Here is a 25,895-nt window from a genome sequence, read left to right on the forward strand (position 1 = left end):
GCCCCAGGGTTCTGGGTGGCGGCTGCTGTGGTGCTGTTGTTTTTCATCACTCTGGCCGGACTGCTCTATCAGAGGTATATGCCGGTCTCTATTCTGGCTGCCTACGGCGGGGTGAGTCTGGTGTCATTCGTGATGTACTGGATCGATAAGCAGGCAGCGCAGCGGGCTGGCCAACGCATCGCAGAGAATACGCTGCACCTTTTCGAGCTGTGTTGTGGTTGGCCCGGTGCACTGGTGGCCCAGCAGGCTTTTCGACATAAGACGCGGAAGGGCAGCTATCAGTTCGTTTTCTGGCTGGCGGTCTTGTCCAATCTTGGCGCTCTGGGGTGGCTACTTTTGGCCCCGGAGGCGATGAGTTTGCGCCAGCAGTTGGGCTTTGATTTGTCGAAGTCTTTGCAGCCGGTTGTCTGGCAGTAGACAACGGAGAAACCTTGAGATTACTCCGGTCGTTGTCGAATATGAGGTTACGCCTGTCTCATACCAGCATCAGTTATGGCGCATGGTATCAACTGGGTGCCCATGTGCACCCAGATAACAAACGCAGCGAAAGGCTCCGATTATGCACGTGGATAAAGCAAAGAAGCGTATTGCAAAGCAGGTTAAGAAGGGCTTTCACGGCTATCCGTTAGTTTCGCTGGAGTACTTTGGTAAAACGCCGGATTCAGCCAGCGAGGTTGTTATTTCATATACCGAGGAAGAGGGCGCGGAACCCCAGAAGCAAACGTTTGTGAGTGGGGGTGATGCCCGGGAAGACGAAACCATTCAATCCACCCTCCTGAAAATCATTGAGCGTGCGGATGCCAAAACGGTGACTGAGGTCAACGGTATTTCCATTCTCCGTGAAACTTGATCACAGACAGGCCTGGACGTCGTTGAGCGGTTCAAAGGGGCGTAAACATGCAAATCGGAGTGATCGCAGACACCCATAGTAAAATGCGTCCCGAAGCCCTGGAGGTTTTGAAAGGCTCGGATCTGATCCTTCATGCCGGTGACGTGGGGCGGGACGAGGTTCTGGATGCGCTGGAGGAGATCGCCGGCCATTCCCACAAACCCCGTAATGAGCGGGTTGGCGATGTGCTTTATTTCAATCCAGGTGGCGCCGGGCCCCGGCGTTTTACTCTGCCGATCACGGTGGGGCGGCTCAGCCATCCCCTAAAGCTCTACAAACCGCGGCACCACCATCAGCCCGACACCCACTGCCAGCATTTCCCAGGTGCTGCTTGCCAGGTAGGGGTACAGAATCATGGCGATACCGCAGTAACGGGTGACGATGTTCTGCTTGCGTCGCCCGTACATGAAGTACCCAAAACCGACGCAGCCGAAGATCAGCGCCAGGAGGATATCTGTGGTTTCCATGGGGTGGGGGCCTCAGGTGTTTCGTTTTGGCTTTGCGATGGGTGCCTCCTGGAGCTGATAGAAGCGCCGGATGGCAGCCAGCAACCGGTCTACATCCTGGCGGTTCACATCCAGATGGGTCACGAAACGAATGGGGGTTCCCGCCGTGATCAGGATGCCCTGTTCAGTCAGGTAGTCGCGCAGTTGCACGGCTTTGCCGGAGCGGCATCGGGCGTAGACAATGTTGGTCTGGGTGCTGTCGGGGTTGATCTCCAGTTGCGGGATTCCCGCAAGGCCAGCACTCAGGTATGCCGCGTTTTCGTGGTCTTCAATCAGCCGCTGTGGCCCTTTCTCCAGAGCGATTCGCCCGGCAGCGGCCAGTATCCCAGCCTGGCGCATGCCACCCCCCAGCATTTTACGCAGCCGCGTTGCCCGTTCGATCAAGGCTTTTGAACCCAGCAGTAGCGAACCCACAGGTGCGCCCAGTCCTTTCGAGAGGCAGACGCTGACCGAATCGTAGTGCTTGGTGATCTCGGTCACGTCACAGTCGGATTTCACCGCGGCATTGAATAGCCGGGCGCCATCAAGGTGCAGCAGCAGATTGTGCTCGTCACAAAGGGCGCGGGCCTGGCACTGGTAGTCCAGTGACAACACTTTGCCACCAATGGTGTTTTCCAGTGACAGCAGGCGGGTAGGGGCGAAATGGAAATCGTCGGACTTGATGGCCGCCTTGACCTTCTCAAGGTTGATGCTGCCGTCCGGCTCGTTCTCGATGGGTTGCGGCTGAACACTGCCAAGCACGGCCGCGCCACCGCCTTCGTAACGGTAGTTATGTGCCGACTGGCCGCAGAGGTATTCATCACCCCGGCCACAATGGCTCATGATCGCCAGCAGGTTGGCCTGGGTGCCGGTGGCTGTAAACAGCGCCGATTCGAAGCCCAGCCGTTCGGCAGCGTAGGCCTGCAGGCTGTTAACGGTTGGGTCGTCTCCGTAAACGTCGTCCCCTACCTCGGCGCTGGCCATGGCGTCGCGCATTTCGGCGGAGGGGCGGGTTACGGTATCGCTGCGGAAGTCGATCATGGGGACAGTATCTTGTGAATGGGTCTGGAAATCTGGAGCCTGAGGCAAATCTGATACAAAGACAAGCCAGGGTGATTGTGCCCGGTGTTCCCCATCATATTGTTCAACGCGGTCATAACCGCCAACCAGTGTTCGTCGAACGCCGTGATTTTGAGTACTACCTGGCAAACCTTCAGGAATGGAAGCAGGTCTATGAGCTGGAGGTGTTCAGCTACTGCCTGATGACGAACCATGTTCATCTGCTCGTCCAGGCGGAAGACAACCTGACTGCAATCCCACAATTAATGAAGCGTCTGGCTGGTCGACAGACCTGTTTTGTGAATGCCCTCGAAAAACGCAGTGGTTCGCTCTGTAAAAAATAAATCTGTCCCGGTTTTTGAACGGCCATATGGGCTCGTTATGCGATCGCAGTAGCGGGGTAGAAGAGTTTAACTCGGTTAGTGGCTTGGATTCCGCTAGGCTGCAACGCCAGCGCAGGCCAGAAATCCAACCTCTGTAAATGAGCTGGATTTCTGGCTTTGATGTTTATCGACCTTTATCAGTCTGCATATCGGAACCACATCCCACAAACTGAGAGCAGCTATAGCCCGAGTGTCTCCCACATAATCGATCAGATCGGCTACCTCCTCTCTGGAGTTGAAGTTTGGATAGATCAGAAAATTGCTAACCTTGAATGGCCCACTTGCCCCTGCGCCACCGATATCACTTCCCAGGAAGGATAACGCCACTGTGTTAGAGCCTGTTGAAAGGTAGATGCTTGTTTTGCCATCATCACTGACAAGCTCGTCTTCGCTACCTCGTAAATCAGTCGACAGGCCATAATAGCCCGCTTCGCGGGTGATGATTTCTACTGAAACCTCAAGTTTCTCGAAGATGCCGTCATCATTCTCATCGACTCCCCGATCATTGATCACACCTGTGACAGTCAGAGCAGGAGATTCAATGTCAGAGGGATCTACACTAACAGTTCCGATATCAGTCAGATAACCAAGGGGTTCCGCGATTCTCATCAAACCGACGAAGCTAATTGTCCACGGGTGCTCTCCAAGCTTTTTCAGACTTTCAGCACTGAATTCGACGCTGAGTGGCTCATTGGAACTATAGACAGCTCGGGCGGCATCTATTGTTTGTCCATCCGCGTCGGTAAGTCGGGCAGTAATGGTATGTTCAGCATTATCTCGTTCCTGGCTCTCGATAAAGGTGAGCTTCAGGGAGTCGACCAGTCCATTTCCGTTATCGTCTACTGTTTCGGAGTCAAATTCGCCAGACAAACCAAACGTCGACGATGAAACACGCAGGGGCTTAACCACGCGTCCTTTGTGCCCCGACCATTCTACGACGTAGCGGACACTGCACTTACCCTCCTGAGCCACAGAGCTAACGGCAGTATAGACACCATCATTTTGTCTGGAATCCGGGGCGGTCCCGTCATCTGCCAGTTGGAGGGTATCTAAAACTAAACCATCATCATCTAAAATTTCGGCAGATATTGCTGCGCCAAGGGCGGGTGAGCCACTGTTTGTGAGTGCCATAGCAATCGCAAAGTATCTGCCGGGTTCAGCAGTCGATTGTTCAGAACCGATAAACGTCGAAAATGATGGAGAAGGGGTTTCGGTAACTGAAAATACCGAAGCGTTAGAGTCCGATGAAACAATAAACCCATAGTCACCCACCGGAGCATCTTCCGATGTAACCGAAACAGTGTTTACCCCGTTTGAAGGATTTTCTGAGTTTGTCCATGTAAACGCATAGCTGGAGGAGTTACTCTCATCGATTGCAGTACCGTCCGGAAGCAAAATAGTAAGGCCGTTTGAATCAACATTAACCGCCATCATATTTACGGAGCGATTCTCGACGTGAAAACTATCCTGGACGACTGACCCACTCGGAATATGAAAAGACTGCACAAGGGGCAGCATGGGAGCGGCTCCCGTGACTGCGGATGCCAACATTAAGCCAATTAGCAAGATAATTTTTTTCATTTTGCGCCCCATCCCAGAGTTGATGTCCCAATATGAAGTGCCTGACTTTGCGCCTCCGTATCAAGAATGGTTCCGTGATTCTTTCCCTGTAAGCTGGTTTCGCTAACCGCATCAGGAACCCCGTTAGCGCTACGCACGCTCACCATCGTGTCATTCGGATTGGGAGTTGACGGCTCATAAACTACTACCGTGACAAGCATCGGAATCCCATGAACGGTGGCAAGTTCCGTACCCCACTCCACCGATTCATTCTCATAAATTAACTGATATAAGAAATTTGCATGCTGGAGCGTATCCACGCCTTTAAACTCCGCTGGGATTTGGTTGCCTTCGACCTCGTTAACATCAACGTACAGATCTCCATTGCTATCAGCGTCGGCGTAACTCTGATGGTTCAAAAGCAGGAAGAGGCTGGTGCCCAGGCAAGCCAGATTAATTGTCAGAACCCACCTTTCAGGAGCAATGACCGTGCAGCTGTCCAACATAGGCTGTGATAAAGGCTGCTTCCTGAAAGGCCTTCAAACCCGTATCGGCAAAAGCAATTGGCAGCGGGTTGGATGCCAGGGTGGACTTGATCAGTGCCGGGGGTAGCATGGTCACCGTCAACTCAATATCGGTGATCAGTTGAATGGCCGCTTCCATTTTAAAGCTGATGGCACCACCGGCAAATTTGCCTTTTGGCATCCGCTCTTTGATCGCGACACTGGTGACCCCGTACTCGGCCATTAACGCCGCAAAGGCCGCCTGGAACCGCTGCAGATCTTCACGGCTATGGTTTTTCGGCAGTGTCAGTTTGCGCACCTTGCACTCCGGCAGGTTGAACTGCCCTCTGTCCATATTCAGGAAACACACCACCGCATCGCTGCCAGTCAGCTCAACCCCGCAAACAATCATAGCCATTGCCCTCTATGCCCCGGTTGCCGTCAGCCACAGCACTTCTTGAATTTGATACCGCTTCCGCAGGTGCAGAGGTCGTTTCGGGAGGGCGATTTTATCGTGGTGACCGTCCCTCCTTTATTCAGGAGAGCGGTGAGCTCGTTGATGGATTCAACGGCGCCCTCGCGGGTATCCACCGAAATATTCGCGTGCAGTTTCGCCTTGGCCACCTGTGCCTCAACCTCCTGCTTGCGCGCATCACTGGTAACCACCAGCGTTAACGGATACTTCCTGCTGCCACTCTTATGGCTGGCGTTGGTCTGAAACCCGCCGTAAGCGGTGTGGTGCTGGCGTGCGTCCTGCCGGCCCTTGAAGAAAAATTTATCTGACATGGTGATATCCTGGTGGGAAGAATACCCGAGCTACTGCTGGGAGGAGTCTTTTAGCATGCTTGCGGAAACGGCGATATAGGGAGATATAATTTTCTGAGGCGGGCCGGAAAACCGGGACCGAAAACCGGGACAGATTTATTTAGCGTGTCTGTGGTTGAGATCCTGATCTTCACCATTGTGTTCATCTGGTTCCTGGCGGAGCCGGAGTGGTCCATCTGGCGCACGAAGTGGTTTGTGAATAAGGTGTTTGTACTGGCAGCGTTTGTTCTGCTGTTGAGTACGGCACTGTTCCGGCCTGAAACTCCCAAGGCGCGGTTTTATAGCGCATCGGTGGATCAAGGAAAAACTGGACCGGCACGCGATTGTCTGACGGGGTCAAAGGTCATAACATGGTTGATAAGTAGTCAAATCTTCATTCTAAGGATTAAACGCATTTTGATCGGTGTTTGCTTGCGCTGAGCGCAAAGGGTCTCAATGGCCTGAGTACCGTGAAAAATCGAATGGAGGCGACATGCGAACCAACTCCTCATGGCCGGACGCGCGTCCGGCGCTGCATCCGTACCGCACCCCCAGCCGCGGCAAGGCGATTTGGCAGCTTATCAATACACTGGTTCCTTACGCCGGCTTGTGGTACTTGATGATCCTCTCTATTCGGCACGATTTTTCCTATTTGTGGACACTGGCACTCTCGCTGGTGGCGGCCGCGTTTTTGGTCCGCCTTTTCATTTTGTTCCATGATTGTGTCCATGGTTCGTTCCTGCCATCAACGCGTGCCAACACCTGGGTAGGGCGCCTGTTGGGGGTCCTCGTGTTTACGCCATTCGACGACTGGCGCCTCAGCCACCTTCGTCACCACGTCAGCTACGCCAATCTCGATACCCGAGGCTTTGGTGATATCTGGACGCTCACCCTACGCGAATACAACCAGTTGCCGAGGCTTAATCGTTGGCTTTACAGGCTCTACCGTAATCCGGTGGTGCTCCTGGGCTTCGGCGCCATTTTCAATTTCCTGCTCAGCAACCGGCTGCCGAGTCGGAAAGTGCAGCGAAAAGAGCGTAAGAGCGTCCTGTTCACGAACCTTGCTATCGTTGGGGTATTCCTGATCGCCGCCCAAACGATCGGTTGGCAGGCTTATTTACTGATTCAGCTGCCTGTGTTGTGGTTGGCGGGTATGGGCGGCATCTGGCTGTTCTACGTTCAGCACCAGTTCGAAGGCGGTTACTGGGCCCGAAAAGGTGACTGGGATCCGTTGCGGGCCGCCATGGAGGGCAGTTCCTTCTATCAATTGCCGAGTATTTTGCGCTGGTTTTCGGCGAACATCGGGTATCACCATATCCATCATCTTAATTCCCGAATTCCCAATTATCGTTTGCCCGAGTGTTACAACGAGGTTTCCGCTGTGCGCGCCAAAGAGCCTTTGACCTTGCGGCAGAGCCTGCACAGCTTCCGGCTCAAACTTTGGGACGAAAGCCAGCAAAAGATGGTCGCCTTCCCCTAGCGAAAGTGGGGGCCCAAGTCTGGGAGATCAGAGCTATGAGGATGCAGATGGGTAAATCAAATAATCGGAAAACCGCATTGACCTCCACCGCGATGCTTGCCGTGATTCGGTGCGCCATGAGGGTCAGGTATGTAGCATTGGGATCTGTGCTGGCGCTTACGAGTCTTCCCGCCATTGTCTTCGCCCAACCATCATGTCCAGGAATTCATGTGAACATTCCGAACATTAAAAACAGCACGGGGACTGTAGCTTGCGCACTTTTCGAATCGCCAGCGGGCTTCCCCACTGAGTTTCTAAAGTCCGCGACCCATATAATGATGATGAAGATCCGAGACACGAAGGCACGTTGTAGCTTCCTCGATATTCCGTCAGGAACGTATGCGTTGGCTGTCATCCATGATGAGAATATGGATGGCAAGCTCAACACTAACTTTCTGGGGATTCCCACGGAAGGTTATGGTTTTTCAAGCGGCGCAGAGGCTGGGATGAGTGCGCCTTCATTTGAGGCCGCAAGCTTTTCGTACGATGGGCAAAATCTGGATCTGACTATTAGATTGGATTATTGAGGGCCTGTGGGAAAACTGTGACAGATTTATTTTCGCGCCTAAGAAATTGCGCACAGCTGAAATCACCTATAAGGATTTCCCATGCCCTACGATTTATCGGATACCTTGGTGGTTGGCATCTCGGCAACGGCGTTGTTCGATCTGAGCGAGGCGGATTCCGTATTTCGTCGTAAGTTCGAATCCAATCGTGAAGAGGCCATCGAAGAGTACCGTGAATACATGGCGGCCCGTGAGTCCGATGGGCTAAAGCCTGGCACAGGGTTTTATCTGGTGAAGGCCCTTCTCTCCCTGAACCAGTTTCAGTCCGGCGACAAAGCCCCCCTGGTGGAAGTTGTGGTGATGTCCCGCAACAGCCCGGAAACCGGGGTGCGAGTGTTTCACAACATTCGCGAGTACGGCCTGGATATCACACGCTCCGCGTTCACCGGTGGTGAGTCCGTGGTGGATTATCTGGAAGCTTACGATGTGGATCTGTTCCTGACCACCAATACCAAAGATGCGCAGCGGGTTATTGATAGCGACAGTTGCGCCGTGGCTCTGGTGAAGGAGCCACCCGCCAATATGGAAGCCATTCCCGATGGCCAGGTGCGAATCGCCTTCGATGGCGATGCGGTGCTGTTCAGTGACGAGAGTGAAATCGTGTTCAAGGCCGAGGGCCTGAAAGGATTTCATTCGGCTGAGGATAGAGAGCAGGACAATCCCCTGAACGATGGACCTTATGCAACGCTGCTTCGGAAGCTCTCGCGTTTGCAGGACCGGCTTCCTCACAAGGTCGACTTTTCACCCGTTCGTGTGGCCATCATTACCGCAAGAAATAGCCCGGCTGAAATGCGAGTCATCAAAACCCTGCGGCATTGGGGGGTGTATGTGGATGAGATTTTTTTCCTGGGCGGGCTGGATAAATCGAAAATCATTAAGGCGTTCAAGGCGCACATCTTCTTCGATGATCAGGATGTGCATCTGGAGCCTGCTGCCAGATATACCCCTGCGGGGAAGGTGCCTTACAGGTCCGGGTCGCCGTTGAAGGATTCTGAGCAAAAATAGAAAACCGGGAAAACCCGGACAGAGCTATTTGGGCCGCTACTCTGATGGCTCAGAACTCGGGGTGATTGTGCCCGGTTTTGTGCGGGCTGCCTCAGCTGTCACTCAGGACATTTACCGTAAGCATGGCCACCTCAACCATCCGGAGTTTTTCGAGAAGCGGCGGGCGCTTTTCACAAAGCTGAATTTTTCTCTGGGTAGTTTGGCTCGCAAGGGGATGTCACGGTGATCAACGTTTGCTCAGAAGAGGCCTTGTCGGAACTGCTGCAGTCGAACCCTGCGGTTCTTGTGCTCTTTGGCGGACCGCACTGCGGTGTCTGTCAGGCCATCAAGCCCCAACTCGAAAAGCTCGCGAATGACGAGTTCCCGAAACTGGTGACGGCCTACATTGATTGCCAGGAAGCTGCCGCGCCGGTGTGTGCGGCCCGCGGTATTTTTTCTCTGCCTGTGGTCCAGCTGTGGTTTGGCGGGCAGCGATTCGCGGAATTCGCGAGGGTGTTTTCAATTGGTGAGGTGCGCTCGGCGCTGGAGCGGCCTTATGGACTCTTGATGTGAACTTACCGCTCCAAGGGAAAAGTGCAGTGAATCAGAAAGGGTTACTCACCTCATGGAACGACGCCAAGGGGTTTGGCTTCATTACGCCGGAAGGCGGCGGTGAACGGGTGTTTGCTCATATCAGCAGTTATACGGGCCGGGGCCGACCGATTTCCGATCGCAAGGTGAGTTACAGCATCACGAAGGACGATCAGGGCCGGCTGAGGGCAGGGCGGTTCCAGTATGCTGGAGCGGCAAAAGTGGGCGCCAGCATTGCTCCGGGCGTCGGGGTGGCCAACGTACGGCTGAGAACCAGTGAACCGAGCACTACCGCTGAGACAGGGATCAGCAAAGTCACCATTAGCAGGTTGGTGGCCCCTGCAGATTCGAGTATTTTAAAGTAGAGAATATAGGCCACTGCCGTCGAAAGCACGGCAAGCCCGACGGTGGCTCCCCAGGTTTCCGGACTGCTTTGGGTAATATCCGGAACGCCGTCGACAACCAGGGTGATCGGTGTCAGCACGAGTGCAGATGCGGTGACCTGCCCTGCTGCTGTAATCATGGGGCTGATCGCCATTGCTTTGAATCGTCGGCCATAGACACCTGCGAATGCGTAGGACACCGTTGCCGCAATTATGGCGACTTGGGCCAGCAAGCTATTGCTTCCAGTAACTGCAGGTAGGCCGATCATTACCATAACGCCTATGAAGCCAATCACCACGCCCACGAGCTTCAGTGGTGTGGCTCGCTCGTCTGGTAACAAAGTGCCAGCAACGACAACAGTGAAGAGGGGCGTGGCAGCGTTAAGGATGGACGCCAGCCCAGATCAATTCCTTTTGGAACCAGCATATTGGGCTATCAAAACTCGAAACATCCGATTCTTGTCGCCAGACTTGGTCCCATTCAGGTAGGGGAACGGCTGAGAGCAAAAAGGGCAATATTCGGATGGAAAAGCCTGGCAAGGTCCGTTGTACTAGCCTTGTCCACATTGAAAGAAGGGTTAGGTCATGTCGATGCCATCGGAAGAGGAAGTGCGTGCTGCCTTCAAGGCTGGAGACAAGTCCTTCGATGGGCATCCACGGATGGCACGGCTGGTGAGGGTGGCACGCCATATTGAAGCGCACGCAGATGAGCCGCTGACTCTGCTTAGGTTGGCGGAGATAGCGGGGCTGTCTTCCTCCAGGCTGCAGAAACAATTCAAGGAAGCTTTTGGCGTCTCCCCCAAAACCTATCAGGATGCGTTGCGGATGCGCCGCTTCAAGCAATCTCTGAAAGGCGGTGAGAAGGTGACCGATGCAATTTTTGCATCAGGATTTGGCTCGGTAAGCCGTGTGTATGGGGAAGCGACCCGCAATATCGGAATGCAGCCCAAGGCCTATAGGGACGGGGGAGCAGGTGAAGTCATAGTCTACGCGTGTCGCTTCACCGCCTTAGGCCTGATGACCATGGCAGCAACGGATAAGGGCGTCTGTTTTGTGCAGTTTGGTGACGATGAGGCCTCACTGTTCGGCCGTCTGAAAGCGGAATTCCCCAATGCCGAAATGACCGCCTCGCCGGCCCAGGATGCTCCAGAGCTTGATGCCTGGATGGCTGCCCTGGATCAGCACATCAGCCAGGGTGCCCCCGCGCCGGATCTGCCGCTGGATATGCGAGGTACGGCGTTTCAGATGAAAGTATGGCAATTCCTGTTGAGCATTCGGGAAGGCGAGGTGCTCAGTTACAGCGAGGTGGCCGCGAAGATCGACAAACCCAAAGCGGTGCGGGCAGTTGCCTCCGCCTGCGGCAAAAACCGTATTGGCGTGTTGATTCCCTGCCATCGGGTGTTGCGGGGCGATGGGGGGCTTGGTGGATATCGCTGGGGATTGGAGCGAAAGCGGGCGTTGCTAGATGCGGAGAGGAAACGGCGGGGTGACTGATGCTGGCCACAGGATCTTGAGATTTATTTATGCGTTATCTGGTCCATGGAAAACCTCAGTAGTACTGTTCAAACACGTTTTGCCGGAGCCCGAAATGTTTAAGCCTGCTTGTTACAGTTGTCGGAAAACGTTTGAGCCATCTGAGCTTAGGGTTTCCTACTCAAAAAACTACTGTGAGGGCTGCGGCGTGGGGCTGTTTGGTGAGGATTACTTCCGTTTCGCCAGAAAGCCCGCCCCAACTACCCGGAGGAGCCTGGTTGTCCATTTTGCCGTGCTTCTTTTCGGGGTGGCTGGCCTGTTGGTATGGCTTTCGACTGGCAGGTCGTGACGGCCCGTGCCTACTCGTAGACATCCCGTAAGGAAAGCAAGGTAAAGTCCGGTACCACGCCGAGCCCGGGGCGATCACTGAGCCACATTCGGCCGTTCGCCACTTCCGGGGCACCCGTGGCAAGCTGCACTTTGTTGTAGTTGTGCAAATCAGTGGTGTTCAGCAAGGCTCTGGGGGAAGTGCTGGCGGCGAGGTGCGCATAGGCCGCTGTCGCGATGCCACTGCCCCAGGCGTCGTCAGATGCCAGTAGTGACAGGCAGGACGGAAGGCCTTCGGCAAAAGCTGCCATGTAGTTGGGGCCGCAGGGGCACACCTCACCATAGCCCTCCAGCCCCGTGTCTGTTGAAAGGGCAACAACCGTTGTCTCGAAGACCTGATGGGACCGGCCGCCAGCAAAGGCATAAGCTTTTCCGGTATATTCCAGACTCGCCGTGTATACCGCCATTCGCTCAATGCGCATAAGCCACTCCGCCCTGCCTGTAACTGTGATGAGACAAAGTTAGTTCACCGGTGTACGAATGGATAGCGGAATCACGATGCTCGTGATCTGGTGGAGAAGGCTAAGCGCAAATGGTTGGCGCCCTTTATGCGAAAGGCTTCCTGATGGTGCTCTCTCCGTAGGCCGCCCCAGCGCCAGGTCTTCTATTTTGCTCTAGCTCTTTACGCAAACAAACAGCGCGTTTCCGGACTGCCGGTCCCAAGGCTCTATTTTGCCGTAGTCGTGCTCGAATATGTGAACCTCGAAATAGGGTTCCAGCAGCTGTGCAAGCTCTTGGAAGCCCAACGCCACCATGGGATGCTCGTCCTTCCAGGTCTCGCTGACATTTTGCGTGTTTTTTTTGATGCACAGCTTGAGAGACTGTTGCTCGCCATGGCCGCGGTAGTGCCAGCCCGAGCTGAATGTGAAGGCATCGCCCTGGTGCTCTGCGGTATGGGTTACGAACAGGTTGTTGTTGATCTTGTTTTTGTCCACCGCATTGAAGCAGAACACACCATTGGCCTGCAGGGCATTGTGGACGCTGGTGATGCAGGATTTCAGGTGGTCGATGTCATTGCTGTAGTGAATGGAATACAGAAAGCAGGTGATCAGATCGAAAGGCTGGTCAAAGGCAAAACTGCCAATGTCGCCCAGGGTGAACTCGGCTTCAGGGCAGCGCGCTTTCGCTTTATCCAGCATGGGCTGACTGATGTCCAGGCCCTGACTTTGGTAGCCAAAGTCGAGGAAATGCCGAATGTGGGGGCCGGTTCCACAAGCCAGGTCCAGGTGAGTGCGACCGCCGTTTCCGAACAGCTGGTTAAGCCTGCGCACGCCGCTGCTTTGTTCCGGGTAGTCGATGTCGGCACACATCAGATCGTAATAACCGGAGAGGTCGGTGTAGAGCTTGGTGGACGGTTGCATGACGGCTCACTGGGCGGGCGGGATAGGCGGCTGGCCGGCAGTATAGCAATCAGTTCGCCGGTGTTCACAATCGTTTCTGGCACCGCTGCGGGTTATAATGGCGAACTTTGAACCGTCACAGAGAACTCTTTGCCAATCGAAAAGAATCAAGTGGTCTTGTTTCACTACAATGATCGCCCAGGTGAAAACCGAGCAGGGGCCGCGCCATGTAGTCGTCGCCAAGGTCGGCCCCAAGTTTGCCGATGTCGACACCACCGGCGTGAAGAGAGTCTTGGCAACTAATAGGCCCCACGAAATGAATGCGCCTTTCACGCTGCGGCCCTACCAGCAGGAAGCGGTGGATGCCACGCTGAGGCATTTCCGAAAATCCGATGAGTCTGCCGTCATCGTGCTGCCAACCGGCGCGGGTAAGAGTCTGGTCATCGCCGAGCTGGCCCATCTTGCCCGGCGCAAGATTCTGGTACTGACCCACGTCAAAGAGCTGGTGGAGCAGAACCATGCCAAATACCAGAGTTATGGGTTGGAAGGCGGCATCTTCTCCGCCGGGCTGAAGCGCAAGGAAAACCGGCATCAGGTGACCTTTGCCAGTGTGCAGTCCGTCTCGGCGAATCTGGATCAGTTCCGGGATGAATACTCGTTGGTCATCATCGATGAGTGCCATCGGGTAAGCGGTGAGGAAACCAGTCAGTATCAACGGATCATCGAGCTGCTGCGGCAGCAGAATGACGCCCTCAAGGTGCTCGGGCTAACCGCCACCCCCTATCGTCTGGCCATGGGCTGGATCTATCGCTATCACTACCGGGGCTTTGTCCGGAGCGAAGAGGATAAGCCCTTTCAGCACTGCATTTACGAACTGCCGTTGAGCTACATGATTAACCGGGGGTATCTCACCCGGCCCGAGCTGGTTAACGCGGCGGTGGCGCAATACGATTTCTCCGCGCTGGCCCGGGACCGCTTTGGCGAATACGCCGAGAAGGACGTAAACCAGCTGCTGAGCAAACATAAACGCGTGACCCGGGCCATCATTGAGCAGGTGATGGAGCTGGCCGCCGACCGCAAAGGGGTGATGATTTTTGCGGCCACGGTGGAGCATGCGCGGGAGATCACCGGCTATCTGCCGGAGCATGAAACCGCCCTGGTGACCGGCTCGACCGTTCTGAAGGATCGGGACTCGCTGATTCAGCGCTTCAAACATCAGCAGTTGAAGTATCTGGTGAATGTGTCCGTACTCACCACTGGCTTCGATGCACCCCACGTGGACTTTATCGCCATTCTTCGTCCTACCCAGTCGGTCAGCCTGTATCAGCAGATCGTGGGCCGTGGTCTTCGTCTGGACGAAGGCAAACGGGACTGTCTGGTGATTGATTACGCGGGCAACAGTGTGAACCTGCATCACCCGGAGGTAGGGGAGCCGAAACCGAACCCCGACAGTGAGCCGGTGCAGGTGTTCTGCCCGGGCTGTGGTTTTGCCAATATCTTCTGGGGCAAAACGGACAGTGGCGGCCGTGTGATCGAGCACTATGGACGGCGTTGTCAGGGGCTGCTGGAGCCTGCGGACGAGGGGGAATCTGCCGTGCAGAACGGGCGCCCGCAACAGTGTGATTACCGTTTTCGTTTCAAGGAATGCCCACACTGCGGTGGCGAGAATGATATTGCGGCCCGAAACTGCGGGCAGTGCCAGAAAGCCATCATCGACCCGGATGATCAGCTGAGAGATGCGCTGAAGCTCAGGGACGCCATGGTGATTCGTTGCGCGGGGATCACATTGAGTGTCAATGGCGGCAAACTGAGGATCACCTATCACGGTGAAGATGGAGAGGAACTCAGCGAGTCGTTTGATTTCGGCAAGCCAGGCCAGCGCAAGGTTTTTAATAAGCTGTTTGGGCGTCGTTTCGCGAATAGCCAGGCCCCGAAAGCGTTCACCACGGCGGATAATGTGCTTGAGAGTCAAGCCTTGTTGCCGGCACCGGATTTTGTGATTGCCCGCAAGCAGAAACACTATTGGCAGGTGCAGGAACGGATTTTTGATTATCAGGGCAACTATCGAAAGGCGTATGAAACGTAACGCCCGGAAGCGTTAAGGCGAGCCGGGCCGAAACACCAGTAGCCGGTTGTTGGCCGGCATGGGGTGGTTTTCAGCAAGCGTCATCCCGGCCGATTCCGCCAGAGCACGGAGGTCGGTCAGATCCCGGATGCCCATATGGGAGGCCTGGGCTCTCAGGTGCTGATCAAAACGACGGTTGCTGTCACTGGAGTGCTCGCCCTGATTGTTGAAAGGGCCGTACAGGCAGAAGGCACCGTCTTCTGGCAGGCGCTCACCGATACCTCGGAACATCTGTTCGACTTCGCTCCAGGACATGATGTGGGCGGTATTGGCGGAGAACACCCATTTGAAGGTGTCGACCGGCCAGTTGGCATCGCTTACGTCCAGTTCAACGACGGGCAGGATATTGGGCAGGGCGGCCTGCTCCAGCCGGGCACCACACAGATGAGCCGCCTCGGGATGGTCACTCGGTTGCCACTGCAGGTGGGGCATGGCCTGTGCGAAAAGCACGGCGTGCTGCCCGGTGAGTGTCCCGATTTCCAGGACCTTGCCCGGCGCATTAAAGATTGCCTGCAGCTTCTCCAGGATCGGGGCCTTGTTGTTTTCACAGGCCTGGGAATAGGGCAGGTCGTTGGTCATCGGGTTACATCTCCTCTATGGGGTAGCGACGGTGGCTGCCGCTACCCGATACTTTGGTGATTAGCTGAGAATAAATCCGCTGCTGGTTATAATGGCATATCTTGAACCGTCGCGGAGAACCCTATGCCAATCGAAAAGAATCAGGTGGTCTTGTTTCACTACAGCGTCAGTGATGACCAGGGCAACGTTGTTGAAAGCTCCCGTGGCGGCGAACCGAACGCCTACCTGTATGGTCACGGCGGCATTATCCGAGGCCTGGAAGAAGCTCTGGAAGGGCGCGAGGCCGGCGAGAGCTTCAGTGTCACTGTCACTCCGGAAAAAGCCTATGGTCCGCGCAAGGCCGATGCCATACAGCGCGTGCCGATCAAGCATTTGATCGGTGCAAAACGCTGGAAGCCGGGCATGATCGCTCAGGTGCAAACCGAGCAGGGCCCGCGCCATGTGGTCGTCGCCAAGGTCGGCCACAAGTTTGCCGATGTCGACACCAACCATCCGATGGCCGGTAAAACCCTGACCTTCGATATCGAAATCCTCGAAGTCCGCGCCGCGGATCCGGAAGAGATAGCGCACGGCCACGCGCATGGGCCGGGTGGGCATCATTGAAGGGTTAAAAGCTCTCAACCCCGGATTTACTGGGCAGACGCGTCCCGGTCGACCATCTCAACGTAGTCAGGCTGTATTCATGATGAAATCAATCGCCCTGGCGGTACTGTTAGTCGTCCTTCTGGGGTTTATCGGTGTTCAGTATTACATTACTTCCGTCCCTGCTCTTGAGGCACCCATCACCGTTGGTGAAGTTCGGGAAGTGAAGTCTGAAAAATCGCTGGTGGTTACACTGGTGGACAGTGAAGGACAGCGATTTACCGTCGGGCTTCGGGGCGATACCGCCAAACCGGAGGAAGCCGCGCTTTTCTATATCCGGAATCCGGATGTCATTCCCTATGTGTTCTGGCCGGGTCTTCGAAGTAATGATGAAAAGCGGGTTCTGGAATTGCTGGAGGACTTGACCGAATCTGACGCGTCAGACGTTGCCGCCGTTCGCGGCATCTACTCGGTCTTGAAGGAACGCAACTGACGATCACGACGAGTGTCGGCGCAGAGGGCATGCATCTGTGTGGTACTTGTTCTAGTCTGATGAGAGGGGAGTCTCGTAAATCTGACTGAGCATGGATGAATGCTTGAATGATTGCCCTGACGAAAACGCGATAAGAGGACTGTGTATGCCTCATCTTCGTTTTACCTACCTGCTCTGTTTTGCTGTTCTTGCTGCTTTTCTCGCTGCCTCGTCCGCGCAGGCTCATCACGGCTGGGCCTGGGCAACGGACGAGGAATTTGAAATCACCGGTGTCATCCAGTCCGTGCGGCTTGGTAATCCCCATGGCGAAGTCACCATAAGTGTGGATGGCGAGGATTGGGTTGTGGAAGTTGGCCAGCCCTGGCGTAACGACCGGGTTGGGCTCACTGAAGAGATGTTGAGCGAGGGCCGCGAAATTACTGTGCATGGTCATCGCTCCGCGAAAGAAGGCGAACGGCTGGTCAAGGCTGAGCGGGTTGTGATCGACGGGAAGGATTACGATCTGTATCCCGGCCGGAAGTCCTGATCCCGGGGATGATTGAACAAGCGCTGGTCGCCGTCGAGGATTTGGCCTTTGTCTCGGCCCTGCGCAACTCCACATTCATGTACCCGCTGGTAAATGCCGGGCATATTCTCGGGGTTTCGATGCTGGTAGGCGGCATTGTGCCGCTGGATTTACGTTTGCTGGGGCTCTGGCGCAACTACCCTGTGATGGTGTTTGTCGATGTGCTTCGAATCACGTCGGCGGTTGGCTTGGGGTTGGCGGTTGTTTGTGGTGCGCTTCTATTCGCCACAGCGGCCGTGGATTATGCCCGGTCGCCGCTGTTCCAGGTGAAGATAGTGCTTGTCTTGTTGGGTGTGTCGAACGCGTTAATTCTGGGGCGGGTGTTGATGCGCCAGGATATACCGAGCCTCCCGATGAAGGCTCGCATGCCCCCGTCCCTGAGGGCAGGGGCCGTGTTGTCTTTGGTGGTGTGGAGCAGTGTGCTGATCCTTGGCCGGCTGTTGGGATACTTTTGAGCTCGCGTTGCCGGTCAATAGTCATGAATCGAATAATAAGTCTGTCCCGGTTTTAACCGAGAGCTTGGGGGTGTGCTGAACTTGGGGTCAGATGAACGAGTTCATCAGACCCCTGAGCATGACACTCCTGGGGTTGAATTCACGCGCTCTCCCTCGCATGTTTGTGGTACGAACCATTTATAAAGCCGCATTTGCTCCAAGTGGTTCTCAAGGCAACAGGAGGAAGCATGGAGACGCGAACATTCGGAAACACAGACATTCAGGTCACACCGGTCGGGCTCGGTACCTGGGCCATTGGTGGCTGGATGTGGGGCGGAACGGACGAAGCCCAGTCCATCGATACCATCCACCGGGCCATCGATAAGGGCATTGGTCTGATCGACACGGCACCGGTCTACGGCTTCGGGCGCTCTGAAGAGATCGTGGGCAAGGCCTTGGCCAATGGCCGGCGGGATCAGGTTGCTCTGGCCACCAAGGTGGCTCTGAACTGGAACGATGATCAGGACAAGGTCTGGCGGGACGCGACTGCTGCGCGTATAGAACGGGAGGTCGAGGATTCCCTGAAACGCCTTCAGACGGACCGGATCGACATTTACCAGGTCCATTGGCCGGATCCGAAGACGCCCATGGAAGAGACCGCCCGGGCGCTGGAGAACCTCTACCAGGCCGGGAAAATTCGGGCCATTGGTGTCAGCAACTTCACGCCGTCGCAGATGGACGAGTTGCAGAAGAGTGTGCCCCTGCACAGTTTGCAGCCCCCGTATAACCTGTTTGAACGGGAGATCGAGAAGGAGATTCTTCCGTATTGTCGGGAAAACGGCATTGCGACCATCACCTACGGCGGACTTTGCCGCGGTTTGTTGTCCGGCAAGATGCGGCAGGACACGCAGTTCACCGGTGACGATCTGCGGAAGAACGATCCGAAGTTTCAGGGTGATCGCTATCGCCAATACCTGGATGCCGTGGCTGAGCTGGATGCGTTTGCCCGCGAGCGGTATCAGAAAAATGTACTGGCGCTGGCACTTCGCTGGCTGGTGGATCAGCCCGGTGTCACAACCGCGCTTTGGGGTGCGAGAAGACCGGAACAGCTGGACCCGGTCGACGATATCGAAGGTTGGTCGCTGGATAAGGAAGCGATGGCCGCAATCGATGACATCCTGGCCAGGTGTATTGATGATCCCGTCGGGCCCGAGTTTATGGCGCCGCCGACTCGGTAATTTGCGGTAAGGGACGGGGCCCAAACCAGGATCGCAGTGTCCATAGCGTGAATGTCTCTGTCTTCCAGGGGCCGGACGGAGCTCCGACTGCCATGGAATGTTTGTTTTTTGTACAGGCTGGGCCATATTGGTGAATGCGCTTCTCAAACAATAATTAGGAGAGAGGGAATTCACCATGCGTTTGAAACTGCTGTTTACACCCCTGGTTATCATCCTGGCGTTGGCATGGCTGCCGGTCACGAGCCATGCGGCCAACCCCCACTACGATCTGAAAGTGCTTTCCAGCGCGCCGGACCAGGTGTCCGGTACGGATGTGCTGGTGCAGGTCTTGTTCAAGGGCCACCCCCTGGAGTCAGAGCCGGCGGTGCAGTCACGTCTGCGACAACTGAGATTCTGGTTGAACGGTCAGCCCGTCAATCCGGAGATCCGCGCCGGGCGCCATGGGCATGAGGTGTTGGTGTCCGGCCTTCGGGAAGGCGAGAACCGGCTGGAACTCCACCATCGCAGGCAGGGGCCGCTGGCGTCCGTCGATCTCACGGTTTACCCCGTCACTGGTCCCATTTTCTCCGGGCCCCAGCAATACCCGTTTGTCTGTACCGTTACCACCGAGTTGGGCAAGCAGCCTCTTGTGGATACCGATGGCGACACGGGTTTTCCCGTCCTCGATGAGCAGGGCAGCCAGATTGGCCTGAGCCGGGACTGCTCCATCGAATCCTATGTCACGTTTTTATACCGCACCACCGGCGGAAGCTGGGCGCCATTGCCGGATGACGGCAGCCGTCCGGATGATATGGCCTCAGCGCAACTGACGGACGGCCGCACCGTGGACTTTATCGTTCGCCAGGAGCGAGGCACCATCAACCGCTTCATTTACAGTTTCGCAACCCTTGCCGAAGCCGGCGACGAGCCCTGGGGAGCGTCTACCGCTAACTGGAACGGGAGGCTGTTGTTCCACTTCCAGGGCGGTGTCGGTATTGGCCATTCCCAGGGATCCATCAGCAACAGCCGGGCGTTGCAGCCGGATACGTTGCAGAAGGGCTATGCCGTGATCTATTCCACCGGGACTCGCACCAGCCCCCATTACAACCTGCAAGTGGGTGGTGAGACTGCGCTCATGGTGAAGGAGCATTTCATCAAGCGCTTCGGCGTTCCGGACTATACCGTGGCGATCGGCGGCTCTGGTGGTGGCATCCAGCAGTATGTCTACTCCCAGAACCACCCGGACCTGCTGGATGGCGGTGTGCCCCAGTATTCCTATCCGGACATGGTGACTCAGACCATTCACATCGGGGATTGTGAGCTGCTGGAGTACTACATGGATGCCACCGACCGGGGCAATCCCCGATGGCAGACTACGTCCAACCGAAGCTGGCTGGTGGGCCTGAATTCCAACGATCGGTATCCCGATCCGTTTGCCCAGATCAAACAGATGCTGGGCTATAGCACCGCGCCCGGCATGACCGAGTGCATTCCGGCCTGGCGTGGGCTGACGCCTCTTGTGATGAATCCGCACTTTGGCTGGGCTGAGAATCAGGAACTGATGCAGCCGGAAGGTGTGATGGACGATGTGCGCTGGACTCACTACTCGGACGCAAAAAACATCTACGGCGTGGATGAAAACGGGGAACCCCGTACTCTGTTCGACAACGTGGGTGTCCAGTATGGCCTCGAGGCTCTCAGGGAAGGCAAGGTCACCAAGCAGGAGTTCCTCAAGCTGAACGCTCAGGTGGGGGGATGGAAGCAACCTTCTGAAATGGTCCAGGAGGGCTTTCCGTTCCTGGGCTCGGTTTCCGACGTATTGGCGGATCCGACGACCTTTGATCCCTGGAGTTCCCGTAACATGAATCTGAGCCCGGACGATGGAGCGACACCTGCCCCCCGCACCGAGGGTGATGTGGAGGCCATCCGCGCCGCTTATAACTCTGGCCTGGTGTTTGATGGTCAGCTGAATATGCCGGTCATCGACTGGCGGCATTATCTGGAGGAGGTGCTGGATATGCATAACAGTCATCAGTCCTTCTCCGCCCGCCAGCGCATCGTTAACCGGATGGGCGATGCCGGCAATCAGGTTATCTGGTTCACGGACACCCGGCCAACGGACTACTCAGATCCGGATGAACCGGAACCCCGGGAGGAATTCAATCAGACCTGGATGGCGCTGGAAGTACTGCACGACTGGATCACCAACATTCAGCAGAATCCGGAGTTGGGCATCGCCGCTAACCGCCCGATGGAAGCCCAGGACGCCTGCTTCAACACGGACGGCAGTTTAATCGATGCCGGCGAAACCGTGTGGAACGGCATCCTGGATGATGAGGCGGCGGGGACCTGTACCAACCGGTTCCAGACCTACACCACGTCGAGGATGGAAGCGGGTGGCCCCATTGAAGGCAGCATTTTCAAGTGCAGCCTGAAATCGGTAAATACTGCTTTATCGGACGGTACCTATGGGCAAGTCTCGTTTACAGCGGAGGAAACCACCCGTCTGAACGAGATTTTCCCGGACGGGGTCTGCGACTACAGCCAGCCCGATCAGGGTCGGCCCGCGGGCTGAGACTATATTCTGGAACCGCCAAGGGCACCCTTCGGGGTGCCCTTACTGGATTCAATAACTAAAACGGGGACATCCATTGGCCAGCCGGAGCCAATAGGCCACACCAGGCCCTTGGCAGTCGCCGTGGATATGCCGCCGATCAGAAGGCGCAAAGAGACCGTTGGTGCCACAGGTGCAAAAGGTAATGTCATTCTTCCTTCAGCCACTGGCACACCAGCTCTGCTGCCGATTCGTCATCAAGACCCACTTCGGAGATTGTGCTCCAGGTATCGATATCCATAGCTACCCGGAGCGTTGCGCGGTAACGCTTTGCGCTGGCGCTTTGCTTCCCGGCTGGTATCAACCCGTCCTCAAGGCTCCGCAGCAGCTTCATCCATCCGTTTTCAACCACATCCGCCAGGGCGGGCATTGTCTTCGCATCCCGCATCACTTTTCCCATCATGTCGTAGGTGCGGCGGTAGTAGTCGTAAAGCAATCGGAGCACGCCGGCAGCGCGCTTTAACTCATCCGGCTCTGCGAGTGCCTGAGCAAAGTCCGGCGGTGGGTTATCGGCAATCCAGTGATCACCGCAGGCACGAAACATCGCGGAGTCATCAGGGAAGTGTTTGTACACCGTCACGCGGCCGACCCCCGCCAGGTTTGCAATGTCACTAATGGTTGTCTGCGCTGGCCCGACCGTTCGGTGTAACTCAACGACCGCTTCGGTAATTCGTCGCCGGGTCTGTTCTTCTTGTTTTGCCCGGGTGGTTTTTCGGTAGCTACGTTTCGGGGATTTAATCGACATACAGTCTGTACACTCAATATTGACAGGTGCGCGAACGAGGAATAATCTCTCGTATTGAATATACACAGTGTATTCTTAAATTGAGTGGAACGCGAGTCGGGGACGGGTCTCCCTGACTACAATCAGAGGGATAACTTATGAATAACGCATCTCTGCCGGCCGTCACCAACCGCGAGCGCAGACTGTACCAACTCGGTATCATCCTGTTTCTCATGGGACTGTTAACAGGGTTTCTACTGCCGTTAATGGAGAATGCCAGAATGGGGCTGTCGAGCCACCTTGAGGGCATCATGAACGGAGTGGTGCTGATTGTGCTGGGGGTGATCTGGCCCAAGCTTCGGCTTGGGCGCACAGCCGAAAGAATCGCATTTGGTCTCGCGGTATTCGGTACTTACACCAACTGGCTGGCCACGCTGTCTGCCGGGTTTATTGGTGCAGGCGTATCCATGATGCCCATGGCTGGTGCGGGCTTTGAGGGTTCGGCGGTTCAAGAAGGCCTTATTGCCATAGCCCTGTCATCGCTCTCGGTGGCGATGGTGGTGGTTGCCGTTATGGTGTTCTGGGGCTTCTGGAATCACGGAAATCAGGTCGAATAAGTGATATTGCCTGCAGTTTGCGATAACCGGGACAAATTGGGGTAAACAAGTCTGTCCCGGTTTTCGTCGGTTTTCCATACGGACCCCATCATTGAATCAATGAGCTATCCTGTGATTCTCAACCTTCACGTATGAGAGCCGAGCAATGATCGAAACGCCACTGGAATTCCCGAGCCAGGGTACAACCTGTCGCGGTGTGCTTTATACACCGGATGCCGACAGCAGGAATTTGCCATGTATCGTGATGGCGCATGGTTTTGGGCTGACTCACGCCAGTGGTCTTGCACCGTTTAAAGAAGCCTTCTGCAAGGCGGGCTATGCGGTCTTTGCCTTTGACTACCGGCATTTCGGGGACAGTGATGGCCAGCCACGCCAGACCCTGAGCCCCAGCAAGGAAGTGGCTGACTGGCTGGCGGCAATGAATTTTGCGCGGCAGCTGGATCGAATCGACGGTGGTCGCATTTGCCTGTGGGGAACGTCGTTTTCTGGTGGGCTTGTGATTGCAGTCGCGGCACAGGATGGAAACGTGCAGTGCACCATCTCCCAATGCCCGATGATGGATGGTTTGGCATCTTTACTGGGCGTTGTCGGTTATGCCGGCATCATGCAGGCGATGCGCCTGACCTGGCACGGAACGGTAGACTGGATTCGCCGTGGGCTGGGGATGTCTCCCCTGTATATTGCATCTGCAGGCCGTCCCGGGGAGTTGGGCATGATGACCGCTGAGGATTGCCAGGAGGGGTATGTGCCCCTGTTGGCCGAGAATGCGTCGAACTACGTGGCTGCGGGCGTGAGTTATACGATCCCTCTTTTCCGGCCCACCCGTTTGGCCAGCAAAGTTACGTGTCCGGCACTGGTGCTGATTTGCGACCGCGATACGGTTGCTCCGGCTAGTGCTGCAGCCAAAGCGGCCGAAAAAATGCCGAATTCGGAAGTGAAGCACTATCCGGTCGGGCATTTTGACGTTTATCGGGGTGAAGCTCTGGCTCAGTCATTAAAAGATCAGCTTGAGTTTCTTGGGCGTTGCTACCGCGTTGCCAAAGGCTCTCAGTGGCTCAGTAGGTCAGCGAATTAACCAGGCGGGACACTAGCCAAATGAAACCGCTCTTTCTGATCGTTGCTTACCTCGTCGCTATCACATTGCCGTTGATCCTGTCCGCCTGGGTCGGTGGACCACCACGCCAATTCCACCAGGAACTGGCCTCCGGCCTTGGCATTCTTGCCTTCTCGATGATCCTCATGGAATTCATTCTGTCCGGCCGTTTCAAGGCCATCTCCAATGACGTCGGAATGGATGTGACCATGCGGTTTCACCAGATCATGGCCCGCACGGCACTGGTCTTTGCTGTGTTGCACCCGTTTCTTTACCAGGGGACGCCGACAGGTGGTGAGCGCCCATGGGATCCCACACGGCAATTGACGCTCACGACCGATTTTTCCGATCTGTCGACAGGCATTGTCGCCTGGCTGCTGCTTGCCGGCCTTGTTGTCATGGCCATCGGGCGTACCCAGCTGGGCTACCGATACGAGATATGGCGCCTTTTACACGGGCTCGGTGCGCTCCTGATCGCGGTTCTTCTGCTGCACCATACCGTGTATGCAGGGCGTTACGGATCGCAGCCTGTGATGACCTGGGTGTGGCTGGCCATGACGGGCGTGGCGGTTGGGTCACTGTTGATGGTTTACCTGGTGGTTCCCCTAATGAAGAAGGCGCGCCCCTGGCGCGTGACCTCCGTCGTCCGGTTGACGCCCAAGCAATGGGAAGTGACCGTGACCCCCGACGGTCATCCTGGTCTTGATTACCAGGCCGGGCAGTTCGTCTGGCTGAATGTGGGGCACAGCCCCTTCTCGATGAAAGAGAACCCGTTCTCCATTTCCTCAGCGCCGGCGGCCGGACCGGAAGTCTCCTTCATGATCAAAGAGCTTGGCGACTTCACACGAACCATTGGGGAGATAGAATCTGAAACCGTCGCTTATCTGGATGGCCCTTATGGCAATCTTTCTGTCGATGGTCGCACTGAACCCGGGGTCGCTCTCATTGCCGGTGGCGTTGGCCTTGCTCCGCTGCTGGGCATACTCAGGCAAATGCGCCTGACCGGCGATTCGCGCAAGGTGAAGCTGATCTATGGAAACCGGATCATCGAGCAGATTGCCTATCATGAAGAGTTGGGTGATGAGGATGTGGTCTATGTGCTGTCGGAACCGCCGGACGATTGGCGGGGAGAGACAGGTTTCATCGATGCCGCGTTAATGGATCGCGTCTTTTCAGAGAAAGAGTTCAGCGAGTGGGTCTTTGTGATGTGCGGGCCGGGGATCATGATGGATATTGTTGAGGATCACCTGATCAAGAGGGGAACGCCCTCTCACCGTATCCTGGCGGAGCGGTTCAGCTATGACTAATCCAATCAGGCGTGTGAGTCAGCGGCGACGGCTTTCTTTGATCATTTGGGGGCTGAACATCACCTTATGCCTGGTCCTTCTTGTTTTTGTGTTGCGCTGATTCAGGGCTGGGCAATTATCCCGGGCTCACTGCAGTCGAATGGAACGCGCGGATTAAGATTGAACCCATCATGCTCATCAGGATGTCACGGTGATCAGCGTTTGCTCAGAAGAGGCCTTGTCGGAACTGCTGCAGTCGAACCCTGCGGTTCTTGTGCTCTTTGGCGGGCAGCGATTCGCGGAATTCGCGAGGGTGTTTTCCATTGGTGAGGTGCGCTCGGCTCTGGAGCGGCCTTATGGGCTCGTAATGTGAGTGTAGTAACAGGCAGAAGCCGTTAGCTCTGCTTCTGACTTTGACGTTTATCGACCTTTATTAATCTGCATTTTTCACTAGTGTCCCGTCTGGTTAATTCGCTGACCTACTGAGCCACTGAGAGCCTTGAGAGCAAGGCGCGATGGCGAAGGTTTGGTGGTTCCAAATCGAGTCAGAGCAACGCAGCTATCAAGGCTCTCAGTGGCTCCCGAAGGGCGCGGCGCTGGGGCCCCTGACCGGTGTTGCCAGCACTTGATGTGGAACCAC

The 25,895-nt window shown here is 55.8% G+C and carries 30 protein-coding genes and 2 pseudogenes; 21 read left to right on the forward strand and 11 right to left on the reverse strand.

From position 1 onward, the window contains the following. Positions 1-30 precede the first annotated feature (30 nt). The 3 genes and pseudogenes from R6W86_RS11575 to R6W86_RS11585 all read left to right on the forward strand — a co-directional run. On the forward strand, positions 31-417 hold the full coding sequence (locus R6W86_RS11575; RefSeq protein ID WP_410329544.1) for a DUF1294 domain-containing protein: 387 nt from the start codon (positions 31-33) through the stop codon (positions 415-417). 142 nt (positions 418-559) lie between these two features. Continuing rightward, positions 560-850 (forward strand): hypothetical protein, encoded by a 291-nt coding sequence (locus R6W86_RS11580; RefSeq protein ID WP_410329515.1) that lies wholly within the window; start codon positions 560-562, stop codon positions 848-850. Positions 851-897: 47 nt separating this feature from the next. Further along, positions 898-1,143: pseudogene (locus R6W86_RS11585) on the forward strand (metallophosphoesterase family protein); the annotation flags it as partial. Positions 1,144-1,152: 9 nt separating this feature from the next. On the opposite strand, the gene R6W86_RS11590 reads toward R6W86_RS11585, so the two are convergent. After that, the gene (locus R6W86_RS11590) at positions 1,153-1,356 is read right to left on the reverse strand and encodes a hypothetical protein (protein WP_410329516.1); all 204 of its coding nucleotides are present in this window, start codon (positions 1,354-1,356) and stop codon (positions 1,153-1,155) included. Between the two features lie 12 nt (positions 1,357-1,368). After that, positions 1,369-2,415 carry a low-specificity L-threonine aldolase gene (ltaE, locus tag R6W86_RS11595; RefSeq protein ID WP_410329517.1) on the reverse strand — a complete coding sequence of 349 codons (1,047 nt, stop codon included), beginning with the start codon at positions 2,413-2,415 and terminating at the stop codon, positions 1,369-1,371. Between the two features lie 14 nt (positions 2,416-2,429). Here ltaE and R6W86_RS11600 point away from each other — a divergent pair, with 14 nt between their 5' ends. After that, positions 2,430-2,777, forward strand: coding sequence for a transposase (locus R6W86_RS11600; RefSeq protein ID WP_410329519.1), 348 nt, complete (start codon positions 2,430-2,432; stop codon positions 2,775-2,777). A 93-nt stretch (positions 2,778-2,870) separates the two neighbouring features. Here R6W86_RS11600 and R6W86_RS11605 read toward each other — a convergent pair whose 3' ends face one another. From R6W86_RS11605 to R6W86_RS11620, 4 genes are read right to left on the reverse strand one after another with little or no spacing between them, the layout of a single operon-like run. Beyond that, entirely contained in the window at positions 2,871-4,397 is a 1,527-nt protein-coding gene (locus R6W86_RS11605; RefSeq protein WP_410329520.1) for a choice-of-anchor X domain-containing protein, read from the reverse strand. Next, positions 4,394-4,882, reverse strand: coding sequence for a hypothetical protein (locus R6W86_RS11610; RefSeq protein ID WP_410329521.1), 489 nt, complete (start codon positions 4,880-4,882; stop codon positions 4,394-4,396). The genes R6W86_RS11605 and R6W86_RS11610 overlap by 4 nt, the downstream gene beginning before the upstream one ends. Beyond that, complete coding sequence (locus R6W86_RS11615) at positions 4,851-5,291, reverse strand: DUF3010 family protein (protein WP_410329545.1); 441 nt, start codon at positions 5,289-5,291, stop codon at positions 4,851-4,853. The genes R6W86_RS11610 and R6W86_RS11615 overlap by 32 nt, the downstream gene beginning before the upstream one ends. A gap of 29 nt (positions 5,292-5,320) precedes the next feature. Then, a complete protein-coding gene (locus R6W86_RS11620) occupies positions 5,321-5,665 on the reverse strand; it encodes a PBPRA1643 family SWIM/SEC-C metal-binding motif protein (RefSeq protein WP_410329522.1) in 345 nt (114 codons plus the stop codon). A 144-nt stretch (positions 5,666-5,809) separates the two neighbouring features. Here R6W86_RS11620 and R6W86_RS11625 point away from each other — a divergent pair, with 144 nt between their 5' ends. From R6W86_RS11625 to R6W86_RS11650, 6 genes and pseudogenes are all read left to right on the forward strand, one after another. Beyond that, positions 5,810-6,124, forward strand: coding sequence for a hypothetical protein (locus R6W86_RS11625; protein WP_410329523.1), 315 nt, complete (start codon positions 5,810-5,812; stop codon positions 6,122-6,124). A gap of 52 nt (positions 6,125-6,176) precedes the next feature. Further along, complete coding sequence (locus R6W86_RS11630; RefSeq protein ID WP_410329524.1) at positions 6,177-7,163, forward strand: fatty acid desaturase; 987 nt, start codon at positions 6,177-6,179, stop codon at positions 7,161-7,163. Positions 7,164-7,198: 35 nt separating this feature from the next. Next, complete coding sequence (locus tag R6W86_RS11635; protein ID WP_410329525.1) at positions 7,199-7,729, forward strand: DUF2141 domain-containing protein; 531 nt, start codon at positions 7,199-7,201, stop codon at positions 7,727-7,729. Positions 7,730-7,810: 81 nt separating this feature from the next. Beyond that, positions 7,811-8,773 (forward strand): 5'-nucleotidase, encoded by a 963-nt coding sequence (locus R6W86_RS11640; protein WP_410329526.1) that lies wholly within the window; start codon positions 7,811-7,813, stop codon positions 8,771-8,773. 222 nt (positions 8,774-8,995) lie between these two features. Further along, positions 8,996-9,325: a thioredoxin family protein gene (locus R6W86_RS11645; protein WP_410329527.1), complete on the forward strand. Its 330-nt coding sequence runs from the start codon at positions 8,996-8,998 to the stop codon at positions 9,323-9,325. A gap of 26 nt (positions 9,326-9,351) precedes the next feature. Then, a pseudogene (locus R6W86_RS11650) lies at positions 9,352-9,462 on the forward strand (cold shock domain-containing protein); the annotation flags it as partial. Positions 9,463-9,515: 53 nt separating this feature from the next. Here R6W86_RS11650 and R6W86_RS11655 read toward each other — a convergent pair. Next, the gene (locus R6W86_RS11655) at positions 9,516-9,995 is read right to left on the reverse strand and encodes an EamA family transporter (protein WP_410329528.1); all 480 of its coding nucleotides are present in this window, start codon (positions 9,993-9,995) and stop codon (positions 9,516-9,518) included. A gap of 316 nt (positions 9,996-10,311) precedes the next feature. On the opposite strand from R6W86_RS11655, the gene R6W86_RS11660 reads away from it, so the two are divergent. Further along, positions 10,312-11,220, forward strand: a complete 909-nt coding sequence (locus R6W86_RS11660) for a bifunctional transcriptional activator/DNA repair enzyme AdaA (protein WP_410329529.1) — start codon at positions 10,312-10,314, stop codon at positions 11,218-11,220. 338 nt (positions 11,221-11,558) lie between these two features. On the opposite strand, the gene R6W86_RS11665 is transcribed toward R6W86_RS11660, so the two are convergent. Next, on the reverse strand, positions 11,559-12,008 hold the full coding sequence (locus R6W86_RS11665) for an enolase C-terminal domain-like protein (protein ID WP_410329530.1): 450 nt from the start codon (positions 12,006-12,008) through the stop codon (positions 11,559-11,561). Between the two features lie 192 nt (positions 12,009-12,200). Further along, the gene (locus tag R6W86_RS11670; protein WP_410329531.1) at positions 12,201-12,947 is read right to left on the reverse strand and encodes a class I SAM-dependent DNA methyltransferase; all 747 of its coding nucleotides are present in this window, start codon (positions 12,945-12,947) and stop codon (positions 12,201-12,203) included. Positions 12,948-13,242: 295 nt separating this feature from the next. On the opposite strand from R6W86_RS11670, the gene R6W86_RS11675 reads away from it, so the two are divergent. Further along, entirely contained in the window at positions 13,243-15,012 is a 1,770-nt protein-coding gene (locus tag R6W86_RS11675; protein WP_410329546.1) for a DEAD/DEAH box helicase, read from the forward strand. A 12-nt stretch (positions 15,013-15,024) separates the two neighbouring features. On the opposite strand, the gene R6W86_RS11680 is transcribed toward R6W86_RS11675, so the two are convergent. Continuing rightward, positions 15,025-15,630 (reverse strand): DUF938 domain-containing protein, encoded by a 606-nt coding sequence (locus R6W86_RS11680; RefSeq protein WP_410329532.1) that lies wholly within the window; start codon positions 15,628-15,630, stop codon positions 15,025-15,027. Between the two features lie 123 nt (positions 15,631-15,753). On the opposite strand from R6W86_RS11680, the gene R6W86_RS11685 reads away from it, so the two are divergent. The 6 genes from R6W86_RS11685 (at position 15,754) to R6W86_RS11710 (ending at position 21,496) form a co-directional block, all read left to right on the forward strand. Continuing rightward, a complete protein-coding gene (locus tag R6W86_RS11685; RefSeq protein WP_410329533.1) occupies positions 15,754-16,233 on the forward strand; it encodes a peptidylprolyl isomerase in 480 nt (159 codons plus the stop codon). A gap of 79 nt (positions 16,234-16,312) precedes the next feature. After that, complete coding sequence (locus R6W86_RS11690) at positions 16,313-16,705, forward strand: hypothetical protein (protein WP_410329534.1); 393 nt, start codon at positions 16,313-16,315, stop codon at positions 16,703-16,705. Between the two features lie 145 nt (positions 16,706-16,850). Next, positions 16,851-17,231: a DUF6152 family protein gene (locus R6W86_RS11695; protein ID WP_410329535.1), complete on the forward strand. Its 381-nt coding sequence runs from the start codon at positions 16,851-16,853 to the stop codon at positions 17,229-17,231. Between the two features lie 8 nt (positions 17,232-17,239). Next, positions 17,240-17,725, forward strand: coding sequence for a hypothetical protein (locus tag R6W86_RS11700; protein WP_410329536.1), 486 nt, complete (start codon positions 17,240-17,242; stop codon positions 17,723-17,725). Positions 17,726-17,952: 227 nt separating this feature from the next. Then, positions 17,953-18,942, forward strand: a complete 990-nt coding sequence (locus R6W86_RS11705; protein ID WP_410329537.1) for an aldo/keto reductase — start codon at positions 17,953-17,955, stop codon at positions 18,940-18,942. A 175-nt stretch (positions 18,943-19,117) separates the two neighbouring features. After that, positions 19,118-21,496: a DUF6351 family protein gene (locus R6W86_RS11710; RefSeq protein ID WP_410329538.1), complete on the forward strand. Its 2,379-nt coding sequence runs from the start codon at positions 19,118-19,120 to the stop codon at positions 21,494-21,496. Positions 21,497-21,683: 187 nt separating this feature from the next. On the opposite strand, the gene R6W86_RS11715 is transcribed toward R6W86_RS11710, so the two are convergent. After that, a complete protein-coding gene (locus R6W86_RS11715) occupies positions 21,684-22,280 on the reverse strand; it encodes a TetR/AcrR family transcriptional regulator (protein WP_410329539.1) in 597 nt (198 codons plus the stop codon). 137 nt (positions 22,281-22,417) lie between these two features. Here R6W86_RS11715 and R6W86_RS11720 point away from each other — a divergent pair, with 137 nt between their 5' ends. The 3 genes from R6W86_RS11720 to R6W86_RS11730 all read left to right on the forward strand — a co-directional run bounded on the left by R6W86_RS11720 (position 22,418) and on the right by R6W86_RS11730 (position 25,276). Then, a complete protein-coding gene (locus R6W86_RS11720) occupies positions 22,418-22,876 on the forward strand; it encodes a hypothetical protein (protein WP_410329540.1) in 459 nt (152 codons plus the stop codon). Positions 22,877-23,021: 145 nt separating this feature from the next. Next, positions 23,022-23,951: an alpha/beta hydrolase gene (locus tag R6W86_RS11725; protein ID WP_410329541.1), complete on the forward strand. Its 930-nt coding sequence runs from the start codon at positions 23,022-23,024 to the stop codon at positions 23,949-23,951. 20 nt (positions 23,952-23,971) lie between these two features. Next, the gene (locus R6W86_RS11730; protein WP_410329543.1) at positions 23,972-25,276 is read left to right on the forward strand and encodes a ferric reductase-like transmembrane domain-containing protein; all 1,305 of its coding nucleotides are present in this window, start codon (positions 23,972-23,974) and stop codon (positions 25,274-25,276) included. Positions 25,277-25,895 lie beyond the last annotated feature (619 nt).

The organism is Marinobacter sp., from assembly GCF_046484525.1.
In the GTDB taxonomy this organism is placed as follows: domain Bacteria; phylum Pseudomonadota; class Gammaproteobacteria; order Pseudomonadales; family Oleiphilaceae; genus Marinobacter.

What these genes read in the sequence shown, in the direction of transcription:
- R6W86_RS11580 (WP_410329515.1), top strand. Translation starts at nt 560, where the DNA reads ATGCACGTGGATAAAGCAAAGAAGCGTATTGCAAAGCAGGTTAAGAAG.
- R6W86_RS11590 (WP_410329516.1), bottom strand. Translation starts at nt 1,356, where the DNA reads ATGGAAACCACAGATATCCTCCTGGCGCTGATCTTCGGCTGCGTCGGT.
- ltaE (WP_410329517.1), bottom strand. Translation starts at nt 2,415, where the DNA reads ATGATCGACTTCCGCAGCGATACCGTAACCCGCCCCTCCGCCGAAATG.
- R6W86_RS11605 (WP_410329520.1), bottom strand. Translation starts at nt 4,397, where the DNA reads ATGAAAAAAATTATCTTGCTAATTGGCTTAATGTTGGCATCCGCAGTC.
- R6W86_RS11610 (WP_410329521.1), bottom strand. Translation starts at nt 4,882, where the DNA reads ATGTTGGACAGCTGCACGGTCATTGCTCCTGAAAGGTGGGTTCTGACA.
- R6W86_RS11615 (WP_410329545.1), bottom strand. Translation starts at nt 5,291, where the DNA reads ATGATTGTTTGCGGGGTTGAGCTGACTGGCAGCGATGCGGTGGTGTGT.
- R6W86_RS11620 (WP_410329522.1), bottom strand. Translation starts at nt 5,665, where the DNA reads ATGTCAGATAAATTTTTCTTCAAGGGCCGGCAGGACGCACGCCAGCAC.
- R6W86_RS11630 (WP_410329524.1), top strand. Translation starts at nt 6,177, where the DNA reads ATGCGAACCAACTCCTCATGGCCGGACGCGCGTCCGGCGCTGCATCCG.
- R6W86_RS11635 (WP_410329525.1), top strand. Translation starts at nt 7,199, where the DNA reads ATGAGGATGCAGATGGGTAAATCAAATAATCGGAAAACCGCATTGACC.
- R6W86_RS11640 (WP_410329526.1), top strand. Translation starts at nt 7,811, where the DNA reads ATGCCCTACGATTTATCGGATACCTTGGTGGTTGGCATCTCGGCAACG.
- R6W86_RS11655 (WP_410329528.1), bottom strand. Translation starts at nt 9,995, where the DNA reads ATGATCGGCCTACCTGCAGTTACTGGAAGCAATAGCTTGCTGGCCCAA.
- R6W86_RS11660 (WP_410329529.1), top strand. Translation starts at nt 10,312, where the DNA reads ATGTCGATGCCATCGGAAGAGGAAGTGCGTGCTGCCTTCAAGGCTGGA.
- R6W86_RS11665 (WP_410329530.1), bottom strand. Translation starts at nt 12,008, where the DNA reads ATGCGCATTGAGCGAATGGCGGTATACACGGCGAGTCTGGAATATACC.
- R6W86_RS11670 (WP_410329531.1), bottom strand. Translation starts at nt 12,947, where the DNA reads ATGCAACCGTCCACCAAGCTCTACACCGACCTCTCCGGTTATTACGAT.
- R6W86_RS11675 (WP_410329546.1), top strand. Translation starts at nt 13,243, where the DNA reads ATGAATGCGCCTTTCACGCTGCGGCCCTACCAGCAGGAAGCGGTGGAT.
- R6W86_RS11680 (WP_410329532.1), bottom strand. Translation starts at nt 15,630, where the DNA reads ATGACCAACGACCTGCCCTATTCCCAGGCCTGTGAAAACAACAAGGCC.
- R6W86_RS11685 (WP_410329533.1), top strand. Translation starts at nt 15,754, where the DNA reads ATGCCAATCGAAAAGAATCAGGTGGTCTTGTTTCACTACAGCGTCAGT.
- R6W86_RS11690 (WP_410329534.1), top strand. Translation starts at nt 16,313, where the DNA reads ATGATGAAATCAATCGCCCTGGCGGTACTGTTAGTCGTCCTTCTGGGG.
- R6W86_RS11695 (WP_410329535.1), top strand. Translation starts at nt 16,851, where the DNA reads ATGCCTCATCTTCGTTTTACCTACCTGCTCTGTTTTGCTGTTCTTGCT.
- R6W86_RS11700 (WP_410329536.1), top strand. Translation starts at nt 17,240, where the DNA reads ATGATTGAACAAGCGCTGGTCGCCGTCGAGGATTTGGCCTTTGTCTCG.
- R6W86_RS11705 (WP_410329537.1), top strand. Translation starts at nt 17,953, where the DNA reads ATGGAGACGCGAACATTCGGAAACACAGACATTCAGGTCACACCGGTC.
- R6W86_RS11710 (WP_410329538.1), top strand. Translation starts at nt 19,118, where the DNA reads ATGCGTTTGAAACTGCTGTTTACACCCCTGGTTATCATCCTGGCGTTG.
- R6W86_RS11715 (WP_410329539.1), bottom strand. Translation starts at nt 22,280, where the DNA reads ATGTCGATTAAATCCCCGAAACGTAGCTACCGAAAAACCACCCGGGCA.
- R6W86_RS11720 (WP_410329540.1), top strand. Translation starts at nt 22,418, where the DNA reads ATGAATAACGCATCTCTGCCGGCCGTCACCAACCGCGAGCGCAGACTG.
- R6W86_RS11725 (WP_410329541.1), top strand. Translation starts at nt 23,022, where the DNA reads ATGATCGAAACGCCACTGGAATTCCCGAGCCAGGGTACAACCTGTCGC.
- R6W86_RS11730 (WP_410329543.1), top strand. Translation starts at nt 23,972, where the DNA reads ATGAAACCGCTCTTTCTGATCGTTGCTTACCTCGTCGCTATCACATTG.